We start from the raw sequence: 19,615 nt of genomic DNA, 5'->3' as shown, positions 1-19,615 counted from the left end.
GAAACCTTTCGGTTGCTCTAGTAGCACACCCCTCTCCTCAGCCAATTGATGAACCTATAAAAAGGCGAGAACTCCGCCCTTTTGGAAAAGGTGGAGTTCTCGCAGCGCGATCTAAAAATGCGATCGCATAACTATATCGAATCAGTTAGTGAAGATGGGGTGATTGATAGTAAATCTCTGAGCCAGAGTCTGCCACAAAATGGCAGGCAAAGTAAGACTTAAAGAAGCTCTTCCAAATTGGCTCATTCGATTTGCGATAATATCCACCCAACACAGGTCTAATCGCTTCTGTTGCTTCCTTTAAATGATAGTGCGGCATATTCAAGAAAATATGATGAGCAACGTGCGTTCCAATATGGTGATGGATCAGATTGAAAATTCCGTAATCGCGATCGATAGTAGACAACGCGCCTTTCAGAAAAGACCAATCTTCACCACGGTACCAGGGAATATCATCTTCAGTGTGGTGCAAGAAAGTAACTAAATCCAACCAAATGACAAACACTGCGTATCCACCCAGATAGTACTTCAGCAGAAACAGAAAACCGCATTGATACGTCAATGTAGCCAAGAAGCCCACCATTGCTAGCCAACAAACTGTACTAACAATAATGTCATTGCGCTCGGACGGCTTGAACAGCGAGCTACTCGGCATAAAGTGAGAGCCTTGTTTACCGGGCGATCGCCGAAACAAATACAGCGGATACGCCAACAATGGTAAATAAAACCGCATCAGCTTTTCCAAAAAACCCATCTCTGCATAGTGCGCCTCTGTCACCGGATACCAGCTTTCATCGGTATCGATGTTTGCAGTATTCGCATGATGCGTCCGATGGCTAATTCTCCATCCATGAAACGGCACCAAAATCGGCGAATGCGACATATGCCCAATCAAAGCGTTCAGCCACTTGTGCTTGGAAAATGAGCCATGTCCGCAGTCATGCCCAACCACAAATAAGGCCCAGAACATTGTGCCCTGAGCAAACCAGAAAATAGGAAAAAACAACCAAGAATCAAGGTAAGCCGCGATCGCAATGAGTCCTGCAATGATCCCAATATCGAAACAGAAGTAGGAGAGCGATCGCGCGGTTGAAGGCTCAAAACAGTGAGCAGGAATCGCTGAGCGGACGTCTTTGAGCGTAAACGGTAGATTTTGACGAACAGAAGAGTCTATAACCGGGAAATTGGACGGATTCGGGTAAACTTGCACGTATTTTTCTTGATCAAGCGATTAGATGGCTCGGTCATTTTACCGTCTAGGCGAGGTAAATGTAACAATTTGTTTCGGCAATTCTCAGGTAAAGCGACTCTGACTCATCCAATTGCTGTCCCCCTCATCACCTCACAAAAGATGAACGGCTAGAGGCTACAAACGACATGATGCAGCACGGCTGTAACTTATTCACACAGTACACAGTTGCAAAACAACCGTATTACTACCTTGGCATCAAACCTGTGACCCGCTTTTCAGGTGGCGAAGATAAAGTTCTATCTTAAGTAAGAGGTCACCTTTCAACTAAAGAGGTACAAAAGAGTACAGCTAGTCGCGGCATGACATAACCAATTGCGATCGTTCTTCTGGATTCTCTCCTGTGTGCGCCTCCCCAACTTTCCGTATTCTCGTTGTAGATGACCTAACCGACAACTTATTCCTGCTGCAAACCATCCTAGAAGCAGAAGGATACGACGTTGATACGGCAGATAAGGGTAGTGTCGCCTTAGCCAAGGTTGAGCACTCGCCACCCGACTTAATTTTGATGGATGTGATGATGCCAGACATGAATGGGTACGAGGTAACTCAGTCCATTCGTCAGAATCAACGCTTGCCATTTATGCCCATTTTGCTGGTGACCGCCCACGACGATACTGATGCCATTCAGGGCTTAGCGCTGGGTGCTAACGACTTTATTCGTAAGCCGATCGAGTTTGATCAGCTATTGGCAAAAATCGAAGCGTTTTTGCGATTCAGGTGAAAATCCTGCTCTGTTGAGTTGTTTGCGGCTTTAGCCCCCTAAATTTCTTCATACTGGGTGACATTGACGTTTAGAGTCTGGCTCAAAGTCCCCCTTTTTACGGGATGTAGGGGGCTTCCCGGATCTGCGATCGCAGCGCAGAAACTCTGTCGAACTCAAGGTTCTAACCTGCGATGGGGATCGTATATTTATAGTAATTAGAGCAGTAGCAGCACTTTTAAGGTTTTTGGTACCTAAGATTTGCCGGATCGATCTGGCTGTAAAAATAGTTCCTGGGTAGATACAAGTTCTTGCTCCTAGATTTAACCTCTCACCATCTAACGACAGTAATGATAGGCATCAATCGAAATAATCTTAGCTATGGTGTAGTGCCGCTTATTGTTGCACTCACCGCCATGCTGATGTTTCCAGGGTGGTGGAATTCGCTGTTAGCAGTTAGCGGCTTTATTCCTCACGGGCATTGTTATTTGTGGAAGCCCGGACTAGTTTGGCTGCACGTTATTTCAGACTCACTCATTGCCCTTGCCTATGTTGCCATCTCAGCAACCCTGGCATACCTGGTCTACAAAACTCGCCAGGAAATTCCGTTTCATTGGATGTTTTTGGCATTTGGTTCCTTCATTATTGCCTGTGCCAGTACTCATTTTATGGACGTGTGGACGCTGTGGCACCCAACCTACTGGCTCTCCGGTGCATTAAAGGTTGTAACGGCGATCGCATCTGTCGTTACGGCGGTTGTTTTGCCCGCGTTAGTTCCCAAAGCCTTAGCCCTGGTTGAATCTGCCAAACTTTCAGAGGAGCGGCGATCGCATCTAGAAACCGCCAACCACAAGTTAGAAGCCTTTAATCAGCAACTCAAAGAGGCGGATCAGATCAAGACGCAGTTTTTTGCGAATGTCAGCCACGAGCTACGAACGCCGCTTGCCCTAATTCTAGGTCCAACAGAGAAACTGCTCAAATTCAAAAACCTGAGCCAAGAGCAACGCTATAACCTGGAACTGGTAGACCGCAATGCCCGCCTCTTGCTCAAGCAAGTTAACGATCTCCTGGATATTTCTAAACTAGAAGCCGGGAAGATGACGCTAAACTACACGCAAGTTGACCTGGCTCAACTGGTGCGCCTCACCGCCGCCAACTTTGATGGATTAGCCCAAGAAAAGCAAATCGCGTTTGCCATTGAGGCACCAGAATCTTTGCCTGCCCAAGTCGATGCGGCAAAAGTTCAGCGCATTCTCCTCAACTTGATTTCCAATGCGTTCAAATTTACCCCCAATGGTGGCACCATTCGTTGCAGGTTGGAACGTTCAACTATCCCGTCTACTCATTCACCCGGTTTGGATGACTCACCCAGTTTGGCAGCCCAGATCCATCGGGCAATCCTCTCTGTGGAAGATAGCGGTTCGGGGGTTCCGGTTGGGCTACGCAAAACGATCTTCGAGCGGTTTAGCCAAGGAGAAGGGGGAACGACCCGCCGCTTTGGAGGGACAGGATTGGGGTTAGCGATCGCGAAAGAATTTGTCGAGCTACAGGGTGGCACGATCAGTGTTAGCAATGCACCCGCAGGAGGCGCACAATTCACCGTTGAGCTACCGTTGCCCCCGTTCGATGTCAGCTTTAATGCCAGCGTTGCTGCTCCGCCTGCCGTCTTGGGGCAGGGGGAAGAGGTTGCCAGCTTGCTGGTAGAAGAACTCCGCACGGTCAACCTCATCAACGATCCTGACCCGGAACTCGCCCCCGAAAAACCGTTAGTGCTGGTCGTAGAAGACAACCCGGAGATGAATCGGTTCATCACCACAATGCTGGCAACTGAGTATCGCACTGCCACCGCCTCCAATGGGCAGGAAGGGCTAGAGCAAGCGATCGCGCTGCATCCCGACCTGATCGTGAGCGATGTGATGATGCCTTACCTCAGTGGCGATCAACTCGTCCAGCAGATCCGGACTCATTCAGAGCTAGACACTATCCCTGTGGTGATGCTAACGGCCAAAGCAGATGATGAGTTGCGAGTCCAACTGTTGCGCCAGGGCGCTCAGGACTACTTGATGAAACCGTTTTCTGCTGAAGAGCTACAGGCACGAGTCGGCAACTTGATTTCGGTCAAACGAGTGCGAGATTTTTTGCAAGCAGAACTTGCCAGCCAGAGTCACGATTTGGAAGCCATGATGACAGAAGTTAGCCTGCGCCGCCGAGAGCTACAGATTGCCTTGAATGCCCTCCAGCGACAGGCTGAAGAGTTGGAGCAAGCCAACCGTTTGAAAGACGAATTTTTAGCGATCGTATCCCATGAGCTTCGTACGCCCCTCAACTCTATTTTGGGGTGGGCTGAAGCGCTCCGGACTCGAACCTTCAACGAAACGATCATGGCTCGTGCCCTAGAAACGATTGAGCGCAATGCCAGGTTACAGACCCAACTGATCGAAAATCTGCTCGACATTTCCCGCTTGCTGCGAGGAAAGCTGCTTCTCAATCGGCACTCCGTTGACTTGCGATCGCTCTTAGAAACTGCTGTTCAAACTGTGCAACCCCAAGCTACGGCTAAGACGATTCGGCTGAGCGCTGCTTTAGACGACCCGATCGATCCAATTTCTGGAGATGCTGATCGCTTGCGGCAAATTGTGGAGAACCTGCTCTCCAACGCGATCAAGTTTACCCCCGAAGGCGGACAGGTGGAGATCCGGCTAGAACAACAGCATGGCGAGGTCAAGGTGCAAGTCAGCGATACGGGGCAGGGGATTCGGGCGGAGGCTCTGCCCTACATTTTTGACTATTTTCGCCAGGCAGACAGTTCAAACACGCGCCACTATGGAGGGCTAGGCTTGGGGCTGGCAATTGTGCGGCAATTGGTCGAGTTACATGAGGGGCAAATTTGGGTAGAAAGCCAGGGTGAAGGGCAAGGCGCAACGTTTACCGTTGTTCTGCCGGCGATCGTACCATCGACTCCTCCGGCATATTTTCTCTAAGTCACCTGGAGAGGCACGATCGCCAATCTAACAGACGCCAATCTAACGGACGCCAATCAACAGAAGCATGCTTCACCACTCGGCATGGGTGATGATCCCACGTTCTCGGAGTGGTAGCAATCGAGTCAGCAAGGTACCTGAGAAGTATTTATGTCCCTGTTGTGGCGTTGATAGCTTGATAACACGATTCGATCGGCTGCCGTTCTTGCAGTGCGGTAACTAGCGCCTCGTAAGCCGATTGATGATCTTGCAGTAACGTCTTCGCTCTCAACACGGCTAACCGTTCTCGCTGTGCTACATCAGACGCCGTGATGCCTAGCTGCATCAACGTTTGCCGGAACTTAGTGCGATCGTCGTTTCCCCCTTCCGAGTTGCCGTAGGTGATCTGCTCGGCAGCGATGCCTGCCATCCAAACCGTGCAAAAGCGATCGAGCCATTGCGCTGAAAGTTTTCCGTGTTGCAGTTGCTGATCAAGTTCTTGCGTATCAAACTGCACACCGCCTTGTCCGGCTTGCCCTTGTTTAAGGGCTTCCCACGCGCTGAGCGTGTAGCCGACAACTGGAATATCAAGTTGCTGAGCCACGAGAAAATGTCCGGCTTCGTGATGAATCACGCGATCGCGGTGTTCGGAGGAAAAACTTGCAAACCAATCGAGCGCCACCGAGCCAAACTTTCCTTGCCACTGCAATGAATCTAAGGTTGCGACCCCCAACACACCAAAAACTGCGATCGCAGGAACAAACGGCGAAATATTCAGCAACGGACCCAGCAATACTGAAAGGGTCATTGCAAAAATGGAAATAGCAGCAAGATTTAATCCAGTTTGATTCATAGAAACCAACCGTGAGAGCAATACCCTAAATCTACCTCGCTTCAGAGGCGTCTTGGAGATTCTCTTGGGAAGCCGATCTGGTGGGTGAGGGCGGTCGGCTTTCATTGCCCTGCTCTGCATTCGCAGCGGGTTGTTCTCGTCCTGTTTTATAGAACGTTTCTAAACTCTGTTGATCGCCCACAAATCGCCAGTGCCATGGTTCATAGCTCACCCCTTGCTGGTTATCTTTGGGAAAAGAAAGCTCGAAACTAAAGCGCGCCGCATTGGCTTGCAGCCATTGGTAAGCCGCTGTTTCTTCAAACGTGGGGCTAAGATGGGTCGCAGGAGTATTGCCATCGCCAATATCGATCGCATAGCCTGTGTGATGCTCACTGTGTCCCGGAGGAGCGCTGACCTCTGCTCGTTGCTCAAGGCTCTGATTTCGCTCTGCTCTCACCCCAAAATAAATGTCTTCCTGCTGTGCCACCGAGCGAAACGCAGACAGTGGAACTAGCACAACCTCCTCGGCTGCGGCAGCCGTTACCATCTCGCGATACGCTTTTGCCGCCGACGATCGCAGTTTCATGTCCCCGTCATCGCCAATCGGCTCCAATTCCGACTGAGGCGCTTCTTCATAGGGATAGTGGTTTAGCAGCCTGCCATCGGTTGGGCTGGCGCTGGGAGATGCCGGTGCAGAAGGGCTAGCCGCGATCGGTGGCTGACTTGAGCGGTAAACCTGATAGGCAGAGAACCCCCCAACGGCAAGGGCGATCGCACCAACTCCCCCAATCAAGCCCACCAGATTGCGGCGGGGCTTTGGCGGGGCTTCTACCGTCTCGCGCTCAGCAACCGGAATGTCATCGAACGAGGGACTTGAATTTTTGGGAGGTTTTCCCGGCAGACCAGTATTGTTCAAGGGCTGTCTCCTGAATGTCGTCGGGTACTTACCAGTATGTCAGAAATAGGCGATCAGGAATGACCGCTCAGCGATGATGACCCTGACCTTGGGGTGAGAAATAGCTACCAAGAATCGTCATCCCACGGATCGTCAGAAGACTTTTCAGAAGACTGCTCAGAAGCGGCAGAGCGCGGCGGTTGGGGGACGGTTCGGGGGGGAGATTGAACGGGGGGTTTGGGAAGATCACTATCCCAATCATCCCACGGGGCAGGGTCGGTGCTGGGGGTGGCAACGGGGGCACTGGGAGTCTCGTCTAAATCGATGTCGTCAATAAATTCATCGACCCGCTCAGCAACGGTTTTAGCCTTTTCTCTAGCTTGCTCGGCTACCAGTTTGGCTCGTTCTCTAGCTTGGTCGAGCAGCGATCGCATGTCCTGGGTAAGTTGGCTCTTCTCTTCTTTGAATAATTCTGTCACTTTCGAGAATTTCTCTTGGATGCCTTCTCGGTAGAGCGCAAACGATCGCAGCGCACCCGCAGGCACCAACACGCGGCGATTGCCGAAACTGAGAATATAGTTGGATGGCAGCATGAAAATAGTGCCTGCCATGCCGCCTAAACTGTTAGAAGTGAACAAATAATGCTCAATGTCACCGGTTTCAAGGTCAAAGAGATAGTCGATGATCTTACCCGCTCGTTCTCCGTTATCTGTCCAAACTTCCCAGCCAACCAGCGACTCGATTTGCCGAACCTTGTCCGCATCCGTATCCACAGGCTTCGAGTTGACTAAGACTCCATTCACCCCGATCGCATCCAACTGGTCTAAGTTAAACGCCGTCTTCTTTGCGCCAAGCCACCCCGATCGACAGATAAAGCCCAACACCCGGTGCATTTGGGGATAAGTCCATAGCACCTCAACTTGCCCAAGCTCTTGCAGCGATCGCCGATCGAGGACAACCTGATTTAACACGTCACTGTGCCTAGTGGGATCTGGTTGTTGCGGCATAAGCGGAGACTCAAGGGTGAATAAACGCCTCTAACCTTTAATCAGTATCACTCTGAATTACGGTCAGGGTGATCTTCAGTGTAATCTTTGGCTGGCAAATTGGTTGACAGTTTAGCCATCAATTCGCCACAATGGTAGACTGGTTAACTATTTCCTGCTCGGATCAGGTCTCTAATAACTCAGTACCCACGAGTTAACCTGTACGGCTTTATCAAGGGCAAATACATGCTTTACGCAATTATCGAAGCAGGCGGTCAGCAACTGCGCGTTGAAAACGGTCGATTTTACGACCTCAACCGCATCGCTGGAGAGGAAGAGTCTCAAATTACGATCGATCGAGTGCTGTTTGTCAACAACGAAGGAGACATCAGCATTGGTGAACCCCTCGTAGACGGAGCCTCGGTGCAATTTAAGATCATGCGTCATCTGCGCGGGCGCAAAGTGCTGGTTTACAAGATGAAACCCAAGAAGAAAACCCGCAAAAAGCGAGGTCATCGTCAAGAACTGACTCGGTTGATGGTCGAGTCAATTACGATTGGCGGCGAAACGCTGACCGCAGCAGGGTAGGCAACCTTTCGCCCGACTCTTCTACAGAACGACTAAGATTAACGAGAAGGCAACTCTAGGGGGAATCATGGCTCACAAAAAAGGTACAGGCAGTACTCGTAACGGACGAGATTCTAATGCTCAGCGTTTGGGCGTCAAGCGTTTTGGTGGGCAAGTCGTGAAAGCTGGCAATATTTTGGTGCGGCAGCGCGGTACAAAATTTCATCCTGGCAACAACGTCGGTCGGGGCAGCGATGATACGCTGTTTGCGTTGATCGAAGGCATTGTCACGTTTGAAAGACGCGGTAAGAGTGGCAAGAAAGTTAGCGTTTACCCCTCGGCGGTTGAAGCCTAACTGAGGCGTTTGCAATCAGAAATCTTTGGGCTGCTCCAACCTAAGTGGGGCAGCTTTTTTGGGTCTTTTCTTCATAGTTCGTAATCTAACGGATGAGCGATCGCGCCCTCGATCGTTTTAGACTTTTAAGAGACTGCCCATCCCATCAGCCATTAATGACGCCTTATGTTTCCAAACCACCGCCCCCGCCGCCTGCGTACTCATCCTCAACTGCGTCGGATGGTGCGTGAAAATGTCTTAAATATAAGCGATTTAATTTATCCCTTATTTGCGGTACCGGGTCATGGCATTGCAAACGAAGTAAAATCGATGCCCGGTGTGTTTCAACTTTCAATCGACAAAATTGTAGAAGAAGCAAAAGAAGTCTACGATTTGGGCATTCCGTCGATCATTTTGTTTGGCATTCCTGCTGATAAAGATGTCGATGCGACAGGGGCTTGGCACGATTGCGGTATTGTCCAGAAGGCGACTACGGCAGTCAAAGAAGCAGTTCCCGATTTAATTGTTATTAATGACACCTGCTTGTGTGAATATACCCCTCATGGTCACTGTGGCTATCTAGAACTAGGCGACCTGACCGGACGGGTGCTGAACGATCCGACCCTTGAACTGCTGAAAAAAACAGCCGTTTCCCAAGCCAAAGCCGGAGCCGATATAATTGCGCCCTCTGGCATGATGGATGGCTTTGTTAGTGCCGTGCGTGAAGGCTTGGACGCTGCCGGCTTTCAGGATATTCCAATCATGTCTTACGCCGCTAAATACTCTTCGGCATACTATGGTCCGTTTCGAGATGCGGCAGATTCTGCTCCTCAGTTTGGCGATCGCAGAACTTACCAAATGGATCCAGGTAATGCACGGGAGGCGATTAAAGAAATCGAACTCGACATTGCAGAAGGGGCAGACCTGCTGATGGTCAAGCCTGCGCTCTCTTATATGGACGTAATTTTGCGGGTTAAAGAAGCGTCGAATTTGCCCGTCGCGGCTTACAACGTGTCGGGTGAATATTCAATGGTGAAAGCGGCGGCGCTCAACGGTTGGGTCGATGAAGAGCGCATTGTTATGGAGACGCTGACCAGTTTTAAGCGAGCCGGGGCAGATTTGATTCTCACTTATCATGCCAAAGATGCGGCTCGCTGGTTGGGCGCGTCATAGACTCGTTTTGTCTAGAATTAGGCAGATAGAGCCGCTGCACCCATCACGAATGCAGGTCTGCGGTGTGCTGCTAAATCTACGTGTTATTCCCCTAGAACAGATTTCGCGACTGATTTGATCGAATCTCCTGCATCTGATAATGCTTGGGTTAGCGATCGCTGCTCTTGCAAAAAGATGCGTGCACAGTTGCGCCCCGGCATTCCAGAGATCGATCCGCCCGGATGGGTGCCTGCCCCGGTGAGATACAATCGCTCAATGGGCGTAGTGTAGTTTGCTATCTCAGGGAGCGGGCGAAAGCACATCATCTGCTCAAACGTCATGTCTAGGTGATAATAGTTGCCGTGCAACATTCCGGTGCGCTCTTCTAGCTCAGGTGGGCTTTCGATATGGCGAGCAATGATCGAGTGCTGAAGATTTGGCGCATACTCTGCATACTTCTCAAGCACGCGATCGGCAACCTGATTCTTCAACTCTTCCGTCCAGCCTGTGCCGCTCATGCCTGTTCCTTCCTTACCCGCAATTTGGTAAGGTGCAAAATACTCGATCCAAAGCGTGTGCTTCCCTTCCGGAGCCAAGCTTGGATCAGTTGAAGTCGGCACAACGCTATACATAGATGGATCGTCAAGAGGAATGCGACCGATATTTGGATCGGTGTGGGCAAGCTCAACGTGGTTGACCGAATCGGCGATGAGAACCGATCCTCTCAGGTAGTCGTCGCGATGGTTGTGATGAATAAATCGGGGTGGCTCTGATAGCGCGCAGTCGATTTTGAGAATGGCTTCATTGTGATTGACAATGCGCCGATCAACGCGATCGCGCAGTCCCGCATCAACATCCTGCTCATTTAGCAAGTGCAGAAACACTCGCTTCGCATCCAAACTCGAAATGACGCCTCGTTTGGCTCGAAATTCCTGACCGTTTGTTAACCGCACGCCCACGGCGCGTCCCTGATCCACCAAAATTTCTTTGATGGTCTTGTCTGTGAGAATTTCACCTCCCAAACTTTGCACACACCGAACTAATGCCTCGGTCAATGCTCCCGTTCCTCCCTTGGGGCGCGCCATCCCTGGATCGTGGCGCAGTGCCATCATCATCGCCCCGATCGACATAGTTTTCTGCGAAGGCGGCGAACTCAACTCGCCAGCAAGCCGAGCTAGAGGAGCTTTGATAAATTCTGAATCAAAATATTCCTCTAGCTGATCAGCAGCACTTGTGAAAATCGTCCGGATCACGTCTAGGGTTTTATCGGCAGATCCCATCAGTGAGAAAACGTCTTTTAACTGAGCAATGTTGTAGTTGCTAATAATATCGATGATCGATTTTGGCGGGGCATTAAATACAGGAGTAATAAGCTTAATAATTTGCTGCCAAAAGCCGATATACTCAGCGTACTTTTTAGCATCGCGTGGGTTAAACTGCTCAAGTTCCGCGCAGGTTTTTTCAACTGACTGATGCCCCAAGAAATATGACCCATCCGGATGGGGACAAAACACAACCGGGTCGCAAAATAAATATTCTAAGCCGTGCCGCTCAAGCTCTAATTCTTGCACGACGGGGGAGAGGTGAATAAAGATATGGTTAATGGCGCAGGGATTAAATTTGAAGCCAGGGGCATCTTCTGGCATAAGCTCCTCAGTTGTTGCAGCACCCCCAGGAATATTACGTTTCTCAAGCAGGAGAACCTTATATCCTGCCTTCAAAAGATATGCAGCGCACACCAGCCCATTGTGTCCTGCCCCAATAATGATTGCGTCGTATTCTTGCATTTATTCTTTGTCTTTTTTGTTAGAAGTTTTGTTAGAAGTGTCCGGTCTTTCCATTGCATTTGGGTTTGCCGGTGTGATGTCTTGGTCATCTCGTGAGTAATCTACTTCCGTTGGCGTATCTCCTGGATCTGGGTTGATGTTGCTATTTTGGTTCACATTGGGCTTCGTGTGTTGCCCTTTTCTGTCTGCTGATTTGCCAGTCATGATTTAATCCTCTGATAAAGCATTAGATTTCATGTCTACCGATTTCATGTCTACCGATTTCATGTCTACCGAATTGGTGAGATTTTTGGATTAGAGAGCAAACCGATGCCATTTTACTGCTCTGGATCTGGAGGTAGACATAAACAGCAGACTCAGAGCATGAATTCGGATTACGAACTAGTTTCACACGCCATTTTTCTCTATTGAAATTAACTTTTATAAAACGAAATCTGTCTAGAGAGGTGATGATCTTAGCAAAAAGTCTGTAACAGATCCGTAACGTAAGTAGGAGGGCAAACGGTCAAAAGTTCGTCAAATTAGGTAATACGACTTCAGGTGAACTTCTGTTTACTTCATTTTATAGGGTTTCTAATTTGTAAAACTTCTGATTAAAGTCTTGAGAGGCACTATTAATGTTTAGCGATCGCTTAGATTTATTGACGTCGGACTCTGAATTTATTACTCAACTTCGCAAAGATATCTGGGAGTTTGGCAACCTAGCTTGGGTGTTTGCTCTAAGCGATCGCATCATTAATGGGTTTGGTCATGGGCTGCCATCTGCGATCGCGCTGACGCAATTTTTTACGATCGCCTTTTTTGCCCTCTGTTGGTTATTTCTCAACCCCAATCCTAATGGCTCCGCCGAGGCGCTCTACAACGCTTTTCAGCCCACCACCAACCAGCAGCGCCCCACTCCCTCCCTAGACACGATTCGGCGGTATGGGTATCAGCAAACGTCAACTTGGAAAGGTTGGAAGATTCATCACACCGTTTTTCCCAATGCTCGAAGTCAAGTTCCCATCATTTTTGTCCATGGATTTGGTGGCTCAATTGGGCATTGGCGGCAAAATATGTCAGCGTTGGCTAAGTCTCATAGCGTCTACGCGATCGATCTTTTGGGCTTTGGCGCATCAGACAAACCGGATATCGAATATTCGGTAGAACTTTGGACAAGGCAGCTTCACGATTTTTGGAAGGTGTATATCGACAAGCCAGTTATTTTAGTTGGCAACTCGATTGGCTCGTTAACCTGTCTAGCAACTGCCGCCGCTCATCCTGACATGGTGCAAGGTGTTGCAATGATCAGTTTACCTGATACTGCTAGCCATCACGAAACCATTCCGCTCAAGATTCGCCCTTACGTTCGCTATCTTCAGAATATTCTATCGTCGCCTCTATTCTTATATCCGTTATTTTATGTGTTGCGACAACCTTGGGTTGTCCGCCATTGGGCAAGTCTAGCCTATTCTTGCAAAGAAGCAGTTACGGATGAGTTGCTAGAAATTCTGATCAAACCTTCAAGGACAGAAGGGTCGGCAAGGGCATTTTGTGCAATTCTCAAGGCGATGATGAGTCCAAAATTTAGTCCGAGTGTTGGCTCTATTTTTAGCCAGGTTAAAATGCCGTCGCTTTTGCTGTGGGGCAAAAAAGATCGAATGATTCCGATCGGTGCAGTTGAGCAGTTTTCTAACTACAATCCAAAACTTCAAATCGTAACATTAGATAATGCTGGACATTGCGCCCACGATGAATGCCCGGAACAAGTAAATCTAGAGTTAGAAACTTGGATTCAAACAGAAGTGTTAATTGCTAAGTGATCACATAATTTTTGCCAATGAAATCGCTTGCGACATGCATTAAGATACATCTCTACAAACGATTTCAAGATTCATTTTCACAATAGAATCAACCAAGCACCGCTTTGCCCCGTCGATACAGTTCTCTTGCATAGTCTGTCCAAGTGCCTTGCCCCCAGTAGCGGAAACAGCTTGTTTGCAGCAGCAAGTTATACAGCAGCGCTTCTTGATAATCCGCTCGTTTTGTTACGGTAGGATCGTCGCTTACCAGCCGATCGTACTTTTGGTGAAACTTAGCACTCAAGCGACTCATCGGTTCTAGAACATTGTCGTAACCTTTCACCCAACTGAGATCATCTGTCCACGATGCCCCGTCCATGTGGAAGCGATCGTCACTAGATTTGAGGGATGCGATCGCGTGCTCAACCTGTTCAGTGGTTGCCTGCTTTGGGTCTACTCGTTGCCAAATTTTATGTTGCCCCGTCGCCTGAATTGCCGGATACTCATCAGGGTTTGCCCCCGCCGCTTCGATTAATTCCAAATATTCTGTGCCATTCATTGCCACTGTGCCAGAATGGTTTCCTCCTGCATCTCGGATCTCGTGATACACCCGAAACAAATCTCTTGGATACTCATTCATCATCACGCCGCCATTTTCGCCATCGGCAATTTGCGTGACCAACGAAGGAACGCTCACAGAACCTATCATCTGATTGTCTAACCCTTTCGCTTCAAAATACGGCTGCATTTGCGCTACCAATTTCGTATCTGAGCCTTGGGTTTTAACGAGTGTCGTAATGGCGATCGCTTCACCGTTAGAATTTCTTGCAACCAAGCGATTTGGAATGTATTTCTGTTCGTGATGCAAGCTAGAACCATCTAGACGTTCTACCGAATGTTCTTGCACCATCAGCCAACGGTATCCGCACTCTTTGAGAGCCTTAACATATTCAAACAGCGTATCAGGATGATTAGGCAAATGCATTTCCGGTGGCGAAAAGCCTCTGACTCGCCTTAAGGCATCCATGCCAAACAAAGAGGCAAAATAATGCTGCCATGCTTGAATCTGCAACTTTAAATCTGGAATAGGCGTAGAAGGCACAACAGCATGACTCCACATCGTACCCAACCACTCAACATAGGGCTGATATTGCGCGTCACAGGTGATCTGTTTCAGATGCCTCAAAACATCCTCTCGCCCCATTTGCTGCAATCCCCACAGCAAATTTCCAGAATAATCAAGCATAATGCGAGGATTGCATCCTTGAGCAACTAGCTCCGGAATAAACACGCCCATGCGCCCATAACACCCCGCAAACACATCCGCGTTATGGTTATCTCCGTCGTTTGGGTGCTCAAACATATGTTGCAAATTGCCGATCAGTTCGCCATGGGCACCAGCAGGAATGGTGGGTTGATGCATATGCAACGCACACGCAAAGCCAGCGGAAATTGGTTCAAGCTTAAGATTGGTCGTTGGCAGAAAGACCGGATCAGTAGACTGAGCAATGTTTTGATGTGTTGCAGCAATCTCTGCTTCCCAACCGCAGATGTTGGGCAAGCCAAGTCTGGTTGGGTTCAAAAAACCTGAATCGATGGTAGCAACCATACATTCTTCCTCGTAGTTCGCGCGGCATCAATGCTTTTCCTGCCACACGCTTGTCTACGGCAAATCATATCGTACAAAACCTTGAGCAAGAAACCGCTTTGAAGCGCCATTGCCGCTGCCCCATCGATCTGATGCCGCAAGTTTTAATTTATCCTCCTGCGATCGGGTCGAGTCTCAGCGAAAACACTGAAACCCTGCCCTTGATCTGTTGTGTTTGCCATTTGAATTGGGTATCAGATCAATTTTTGAGAGCAGAATCCTTATAGTTTGGATGAATGCGGGGATGCAGTAGCGGTTTCACTAGCTGACCTTGCTGGAGATGCTGCTCAACAATCTGCGCTACATGGGGCGGCTTGATCCGGCAATACCACACCTCATCAGGCAATATGCGTACCGTCACCCCTAAATTGCACTGCCCCTGACACTCACTCGGAACAACCGAACATTCTGACGGCGATGTTGCTAAAAAAGCTGCCAGTACCTCGGCTGAGCCATTGGCTAAACAGCGTTGATACTGGCAAACAAGAACTCGTCTATTCATGAACGCGCTGTGCCCTAAAAAATCAGCTTCGAGGGTTAAGCCTCTGTTTTAGGGTTCCCTATTTTCCAAATCCTTTCCCTTTTTGGGAAGAGTGAGTCGTAAAGCATGCCGCTACTTGCGATCGCAGCGCTTCTTTGTCTAAGTTTTGCCCAATCAACACCAGTTGATTTTTGGGTGTGCCTTTCCACTCATCATCGTCCAAGGAAAACCGTTTGCCGCTCAGGTGAAAGATGTGCCGCTTTGGGCTTTCTTCAAACCAGAGAATTCCTTTCGCCCGAAACACGCTAGCAGGCAGTTGGTTGTCTAAAAAATGTTGGAATTTGCGGATGCTAAACGGGCGATCGCTCTCAAACGAAATGGATGTAAACCCATCAACCTCTAAATGATTAGAGTGGTGATGTTGGTGGTCATGGTCGTGGTCGCAGTGCCCATGATCGTGATCGCAAGCAGAATGATCTTCCTGATCGTGATCTCCATGATCATGATCGTGGTCATGAGGATCAGGCTCGTTTTTCGCCTCAAAATATTTATCAGACTCGAACAAGCCCACGCTCAGCAACGCACCTAACGGAACTTGTCCTTTCACTGTGCGTAAGATTCGTGCGCCCTCTTTCACATCGCGTACCCGAACTTCTAACGCATCGAGATCTGCCTCTTCCACCAAGTCGGCTTTATTGAGCAAAATAATATCGCCATACGCAATTTGGCTATGGGCCGCCTCACTATTAAACAAGTCCAAACTGTAATTTTCAGCATCGACGACGGTAATAATCGAGTCGAGCCGAGTCAACTCTCGTAATTCTGTTCCTAAAAACGTGAGTGCTACCGGCAACGGATCAGCTAGTCCTGTCGTTTCAACTACCAAATAATCAATCTGATCTTGACGCTCTAGCACTTTATAAACAGCGTCAACCAGATCATTATTAATGGTGCAGCAGATACAACCATTGCTCAGTTCTACCATGTTGTTCTCGCTATCGGCTTGAATGATCAGTTCATTATCAATCCCGATTTCGCCAAACTCATTCACCAAAACGGCTGTTTTTAGCCCTTGCTGATTCGTCAGAATATGGTTGAGCAGGGTTGTTTTCCCACTGCCCAAAAAACCAGTAATAATTGTGACCGGAAGCCCAACTTTGGGAGCATCCATGTTTGAAGCGGAACTAGTGGCTGCGGATTGCATAGCACGTTTGTCAAAAAAATCTTTCTATTATTATCGCCTATCTAGAATTGATTGAGCGGCAGAAGAAAACGGTATTGTCGGTGATTGCTGGTTTAGGTCGCTCTCGGACTCTTATCAAAAAAAGTCCGAGATCTCACCGTCACGAGTGCTACGGCTTTGATGCCTTGAGTGCGAGGCTACCCAAAGTCTGACCTAAGACAGCAGGATTGTGTTCACTGCGGTTGGTTAGTACCACAATTGTAATGCCATCCTCAGGATACAAGCGCCAGTAGGAGCGTGCCCCATTTTGCGAGCCATCGTGAGCGACGATCTTGCGTCCTTGATCCGTGCCAATATTCCAACCTAATCCATAGTTAGAAGTGGAGCCGTTGTTGAACTTGGATTTTGTCCACATCAGATCCCGCGATCGCGGTGACATGACCGACCCGTTGAGCAATTTGATTCCCAGGCGAGTGAGATCCACAGAGGTTGACTCTAGCCCTCCTCCGCCCTCTTTCCAACTGATCTTGTCGGGGCTAGACACCACATTCTTGCCGTTAGACAGTTTATAGAGGGTCGTGCGATCGGAATCGGGCTGAGTGCGATCTTCTGGGCGTAACGTAGGCAGCCCTAACCCTTGAGTGATTTCTTTGCGGACAAGCGACGCGAAGGACGTTTTGGTTACATCTTCTAACACCGCACCCAAAACCGTGTAGGCGTGGGTACTGTAGTCGTATTTTTCACCCGGTTTGAACAGCAAAGGTTGATTGATGAATTTCTGCATTGCGGCGGCGGCGGTGGCGTAATCTTGGTTTGCCCAAGCGCTGCCGCACTGCTCATAGTGGCAAATTCCGGACTGATGGTTGAGAAGGTGCTGTACCCGATAGGTATGCGGAGCGGGTAAGTCTGATAAGTAGCTGCGAGTGAGTTGATCGAGAGAGAGGCGATCGCGATCGACCAAACGCATCGTTAAAGATGCCGTCACGGGCTTGCTAACAGAGGCAAGACGGTAAATCGTTTCAGCATGGGCGACTTGCTGCTTGTCTACATCTGCAAACCCAAACCCACGAGAATAGAGAATCTTGCCATTTTGTGCGATCGCAACGCTGATTCCGGGCAGATTGTTTTGGTCTTTGTAAGCTGCGATCGCTTTGTCCACATCTGATTTGGCAGACCAAGCCAATCGGTCTCCGTTTTGCCGCCAAACGCCAGCATAGCGAGTGCCCTTCGAGGTTGGGTAAGCTTCAAAATCGACTAAGCGATAGCCTTCATCACCATAGGTTTTCCACCAATTCCCAAACCAGGTTGCATCCATGTCGCGACGGGCAGCCCAACCCCGACCATTGGTATTTTTCACCCAGATCGCCGCAAACCGTTGCTGACCATTTTGCTGATAAACCTCAAGGTTTGAGACGCGGTAGCCCTGCTGACTTAATGACTCAAACTTCTCTTTATAGCCTGACTCAGATAAATCGCGATACGCCATCCAAGGAACGCTGTCTGTATTCTTAACCCAGATGGCAGCATATTGTGTTTGGTTGCCACTGGGATAGGCATCAACTGCCGTCATGCGATAGCCCTGATCGCTGTACGTTTTAAAGCGAGTCGCAAACTCCGCGCTATCTACGTTGCGATACGAAACCCAACCCAATTTTTCTTTATTCTCCATCCAAACGCCAGCATAATAGCGTTTTCCATTTATCGTATAGGCTTCTTGATCAATAAGACGATAGCCTTTCGCTTGATGTTCTTTCCAGCGTTGAGAAAACTCTTCATCACTGAGATCGCGTAAACTGATCCAGCCTCGTTTATCAGTATTGTATTGCCACACCGCAGAATATCGAGGCTGACCATTGATTGAATCAACTTCCAAATCAATCACACGATAGCCATCTGCCTTTTTCTGATTGAAATCGGTGCTAAATGCGCTACTAGTAGCCCCTCGAATCGATGCCCAACCAACGTTATCGGGATCGTCAATAGTATTTGCCAAACTGGGAGCTAAACTGACAAATGGTAAAGTCAATCCTAATGCAACAGATGTTGCAATCGCGTTCCATTTCATGATGGTGTTCCAGATTATAATTTACTTAAGGAAGGAGTGCGGACACTGAAGGTAGAGCATGCCCGCACGAGAAAAAATTCATGCTAGGAATGAAGCGAACAAGTTGTTCTAGCAGTATCGAGTCTATTACTCAATGATACTATTATCGCCTTGTATCTAGAGGAATACTGCTATCTAAGTGTTAACTTAAATGAATCACAAGTGCAGTTTTCTACTTACGGCTTGTGCAGCGCTTCATTGTTTGATTCGTTTGATTCAGTGACAACATTTGTACTATCGAGAGTGAGCTTGAATGCAGTATCACTGAGTGCAACGTCTTTAGGCAAAATGCTACTTGCATCAACCAAAATCGTTGAAGACTGAGACGGTTTGAAGAACGGAAGTTTAGCCTCGATCGTTCGATTGACAGGCGTTCCTTTGATCTGCTGCACGGTCAGGCGTAGCTTACTGCGCTTCGCAATGCCATTGCCTTTATTGAGTACCTGCACACTGACTTTTTGTGGAGAGATTTTGGAAATGTTGAAGGTCTTGATTGTCAGATCGGGCAACTGATTGTTATTGACAACGCCTCCACCCGGCTGAACAAAGCTATCCGGCATACAGTCGCCCAAGGCTGGATTCATTCCTGGAGGAAGGGGAACCCAACCGTCGGGACAGTGACCAGGGTGAGGATTGGGGGGAGCCGCGATGCCTGCGGAGGCGGCAAGAGCGATCGCGCTGGCACTTAGAGATACGGTGGCAAGTGTGCCTACTGCGATCAATCGAATCGTGGATGGGAAATTAAGGTTGATGTTCATCGTAATTCTCCTTTGCAATAAGAAGGGACTGACAAGGTTTATGCAGCCAACTGAGTCAATGTGTAGAACAGTGTGTAGAACTAAGTTGTTTTTGCCCTTGTGAGTCCATTTTCTGCTAAGACTACGAGTGTCACCAGGGGAGTAAAGTCAGTCATTCTGAGAACGTTTCAACGCTCTCAAACCCAGGCGAATTGG

The 19,615-nt window shown here is 48.8% G+C and carries 17 protein-coding genes; 6 read left to right on the top strand and 11 right to left on the bottom strand.

The window, feature by feature from the left end:
• Nucleotides 1-145: 145 nt before the first annotated feature.
• Complete coding sequence (locus GS601_RS06685) at nucleotides 146-1,210, bottom strand: fatty acid desaturase (RefSeq protein ID WP_162422502.1); 1,065 nt, start codon at nucleotides 1,208-1,210, stop codon at nucleotides 146-148.
• A 382-nt stretch (nucleotides 1,211-1,592) separates the two neighbouring features.
• Between GS601_RS06685 and GS601_RS06680 the strand changes: the two genes are divergently transcribed.
• On the top strand, nucleotides 1,593-1,973 hold the full coding sequence (locus tag GS601_RS06680) for a response regulator (RefSeq protein WP_162422501.1): 381 nt from the start codon (nucleotides 1,593-1,595) through the stop codon (nucleotides 1,971-1,973).
• A gap of 368 nt (nucleotides 1,974-2,341) precedes the next feature.
• Nucleotides 2,342-4,933, top strand: a complete 2,592-nt coding sequence (locus GS601_RS06675) for an ATP-binding protein (protein WP_202924919.1) — start codon at nucleotides 2,342-2,344, stop codon at nucleotides 4,931-4,933.
• 148 nt (nucleotides 4,934-5,081) lie between these two features.
• Here GS601_RS06675 and GS601_RS06670 read toward each other — a convergent pair whose 3' ends face one another.
• The 3 genes from GS601_RS06670 to GS601_RS06660 all read right to left on the bottom strand — a co-directional run bounded on the left by GS601_RS06670 (nucleotide 5,082) and on the right by GS601_RS06660 (nucleotide 7,646).
• Entirely contained in the window at nucleotides 5,082-5,765 is a 684-nt protein-coding gene (locus GS601_RS06670) for an ATP-dependent Zn protease (protein WP_162422499.1), read from the bottom strand.
• A gap of 31 nt (nucleotides 5,766-5,796) precedes the next feature.
• Nucleotides 5,797-6,660 (bottom strand): M15 family metallopeptidase, encoded by an 864-nt coding sequence (locus tag GS601_RS06665; protein ID WP_162422498.1) that lies wholly within the window; start codon nucleotides 6,658-6,660, stop codon nucleotides 5,797-5,799.
• Between the two features lie 104 nt (nucleotides 6,661-6,764).
• Complete coding sequence (locus GS601_RS06660) at nucleotides 6,765-7,646, bottom strand: PRC-barrel domain-containing protein (protein ID WP_162422497.1); 882 nt, start codon at nucleotides 7,644-7,646, stop codon at nucleotides 6,765-6,767.
• A gap of 225 nt (nucleotides 7,647-7,871) precedes the next feature.
• On the opposite strand from GS601_RS06660, the gene rplU reads away from it, so the two are divergent.
• The 3 genes from rplU (at nucleotide 7,872) to hemB (ending at nucleotide 9,699) form a co-directional block, all read left to right on the top strand.
• Entirely contained in the window at nucleotides 7,872-8,213 is a 342-nt protein-coding gene (gene rplU / locus GS601_RS06655; RefSeq protein ID WP_162422496.1) for a 50S ribosomal protein L21, read from the top strand.
• A 67-nt stretch (nucleotides 8,214-8,280) separates the two neighbouring features.
• Nucleotides 8,281-8,547 carry a 50S ribosomal protein L27 gene (rpmA, locus tag GS601_RS06650; RefSeq protein WP_162422495.1) on the top strand — a complete coding sequence of 89 codons (267 nt, stop codon included), beginning with the start codon at nucleotides 8,281-8,283 and terminating at the stop codon, nucleotides 8,545-8,547.
• Between the two features lie 165 nt (nucleotides 8,548-8,712).
• Nucleotides 8,713-9,699 carry a porphobilinogen synthase gene (hemB, locus tag GS601_RS06645; RefSeq protein ID WP_162422494.1) on the top strand — a complete coding sequence of 329 codons (987 nt, stop codon included), beginning with the start codon at nucleotides 8,713-8,715 and terminating at the stop codon, nucleotides 9,697-9,699.
• Nucleotides 9,700-9,782: 83 nt separating this feature from the next.
• On the opposite strand, the gene crtO is transcribed toward hemB, so the two are convergent.
• Entirely contained in the window at nucleotides 9,783-11,465 is a 1,683-nt protein-coding gene (crtO, locus tag GS601_RS06640) for a beta-carotene ketolase CrtO (protein ID WP_162422493.1), read from the bottom strand.
• Nucleotides 11,466-11,669, bottom strand: coding sequence for a hypothetical protein (locus GS601_RS06635; RefSeq protein WP_162422492.1), 204 nt, complete (start codon nucleotides 11,667-11,669; stop codon nucleotides 11,466-11,468).
• 413 nt (nucleotides 11,670-12,082) lie between these two features.
• Here GS601_RS06635 and GS601_RS06630 point away from each other — a divergent pair, with 413 nt between their 5' ends.
• Nucleotides 12,083-13,267: an alpha/beta fold hydrolase gene (locus tag GS601_RS06630; RefSeq protein WP_162422491.1), complete on the top strand. Its 1,185-nt coding sequence runs from the start codon at nucleotides 12,083-12,085 to the stop codon at nucleotides 13,265-13,267.
• 88 nt (nucleotides 13,268-13,355) lie between these two features.
• On the opposite strand, the gene GS601_RS06625 is transcribed toward GS601_RS06630, so the two are convergent.
• The 5 genes from GS601_RS06625 to GS601_RS06605 all read right to left on the bottom strand — a co-directional run bounded on the left by GS601_RS06625 (nucleotide 13,356) and on the right by GS601_RS06605 (nucleotide 19,420).
• On the bottom strand, nucleotides 13,356-14,855 hold the full coding sequence (locus tag GS601_RS06625) for a polysaccharide deacetylase family protein (protein WP_162422490.1): 1,500 nt from the start codon (nucleotides 14,853-14,855) through the stop codon (nucleotides 13,356-13,358).
• A gap of 238 nt (nucleotides 14,856-15,093) precedes the next feature.
• Nucleotides 15,094-15,396, bottom strand: a complete 303-nt coding sequence (locus GS601_RS06620) for a (2Fe-2S) ferredoxin domain-containing protein (protein ID WP_162422489.1) — start codon at nucleotides 15,394-15,396, stop codon at nucleotides 15,094-15,096.
• Nucleotides 15,397-15,454: 58 nt separating this feature from the next.
• Nucleotides 15,455-16,579: a CobW family GTP-binding protein gene (locus tag GS601_RS06615; RefSeq protein ID WP_162422488.1), complete on the bottom strand. Its 1,125-nt coding sequence runs from the start codon at nucleotides 16,577-16,579 to the stop codon at nucleotides 15,455-15,457.
• 148 nt (nucleotides 16,580-16,727) lie between these two features.
• Nucleotides 16,728-18,623, bottom strand: coding sequence for a serine hydrolase (locus GS601_RS06610; protein ID WP_162422487.1), 1,896 nt, complete (start codon nucleotides 18,621-18,623; stop codon nucleotides 16,728-16,730).
• A 215-nt stretch (nucleotides 18,624-18,838) separates the two neighbouring features.
• Nucleotides 18,839-19,420 carry a CARDB domain-containing protein gene (locus tag GS601_RS06605; protein ID WP_162422486.1) on the bottom strand — a complete coding sequence of 194 codons (582 nt, stop codon included), beginning with the start codon at nucleotides 19,418-19,420 and terminating at the stop codon, nucleotides 18,839-18,841.
• Nucleotides 19,421-19,615 lie beyond the last annotated feature (195 nt).

This window comes from Myxacorys almedinensis A, assembly GCF_010091945.1.
In the GTDB taxonomy this organism is placed as follows: Bacteria; Cyanobacteriota; Cyanobacteriia; order Leptolyngbyales; family Leptolyngbyaceae; genus Myxacorys; species Myxacorys almedinensis.
Note: the sequence above shows the minus strand (reverse complement) of the source record. Positions and strands in the feature narration are given on the sequence as shown.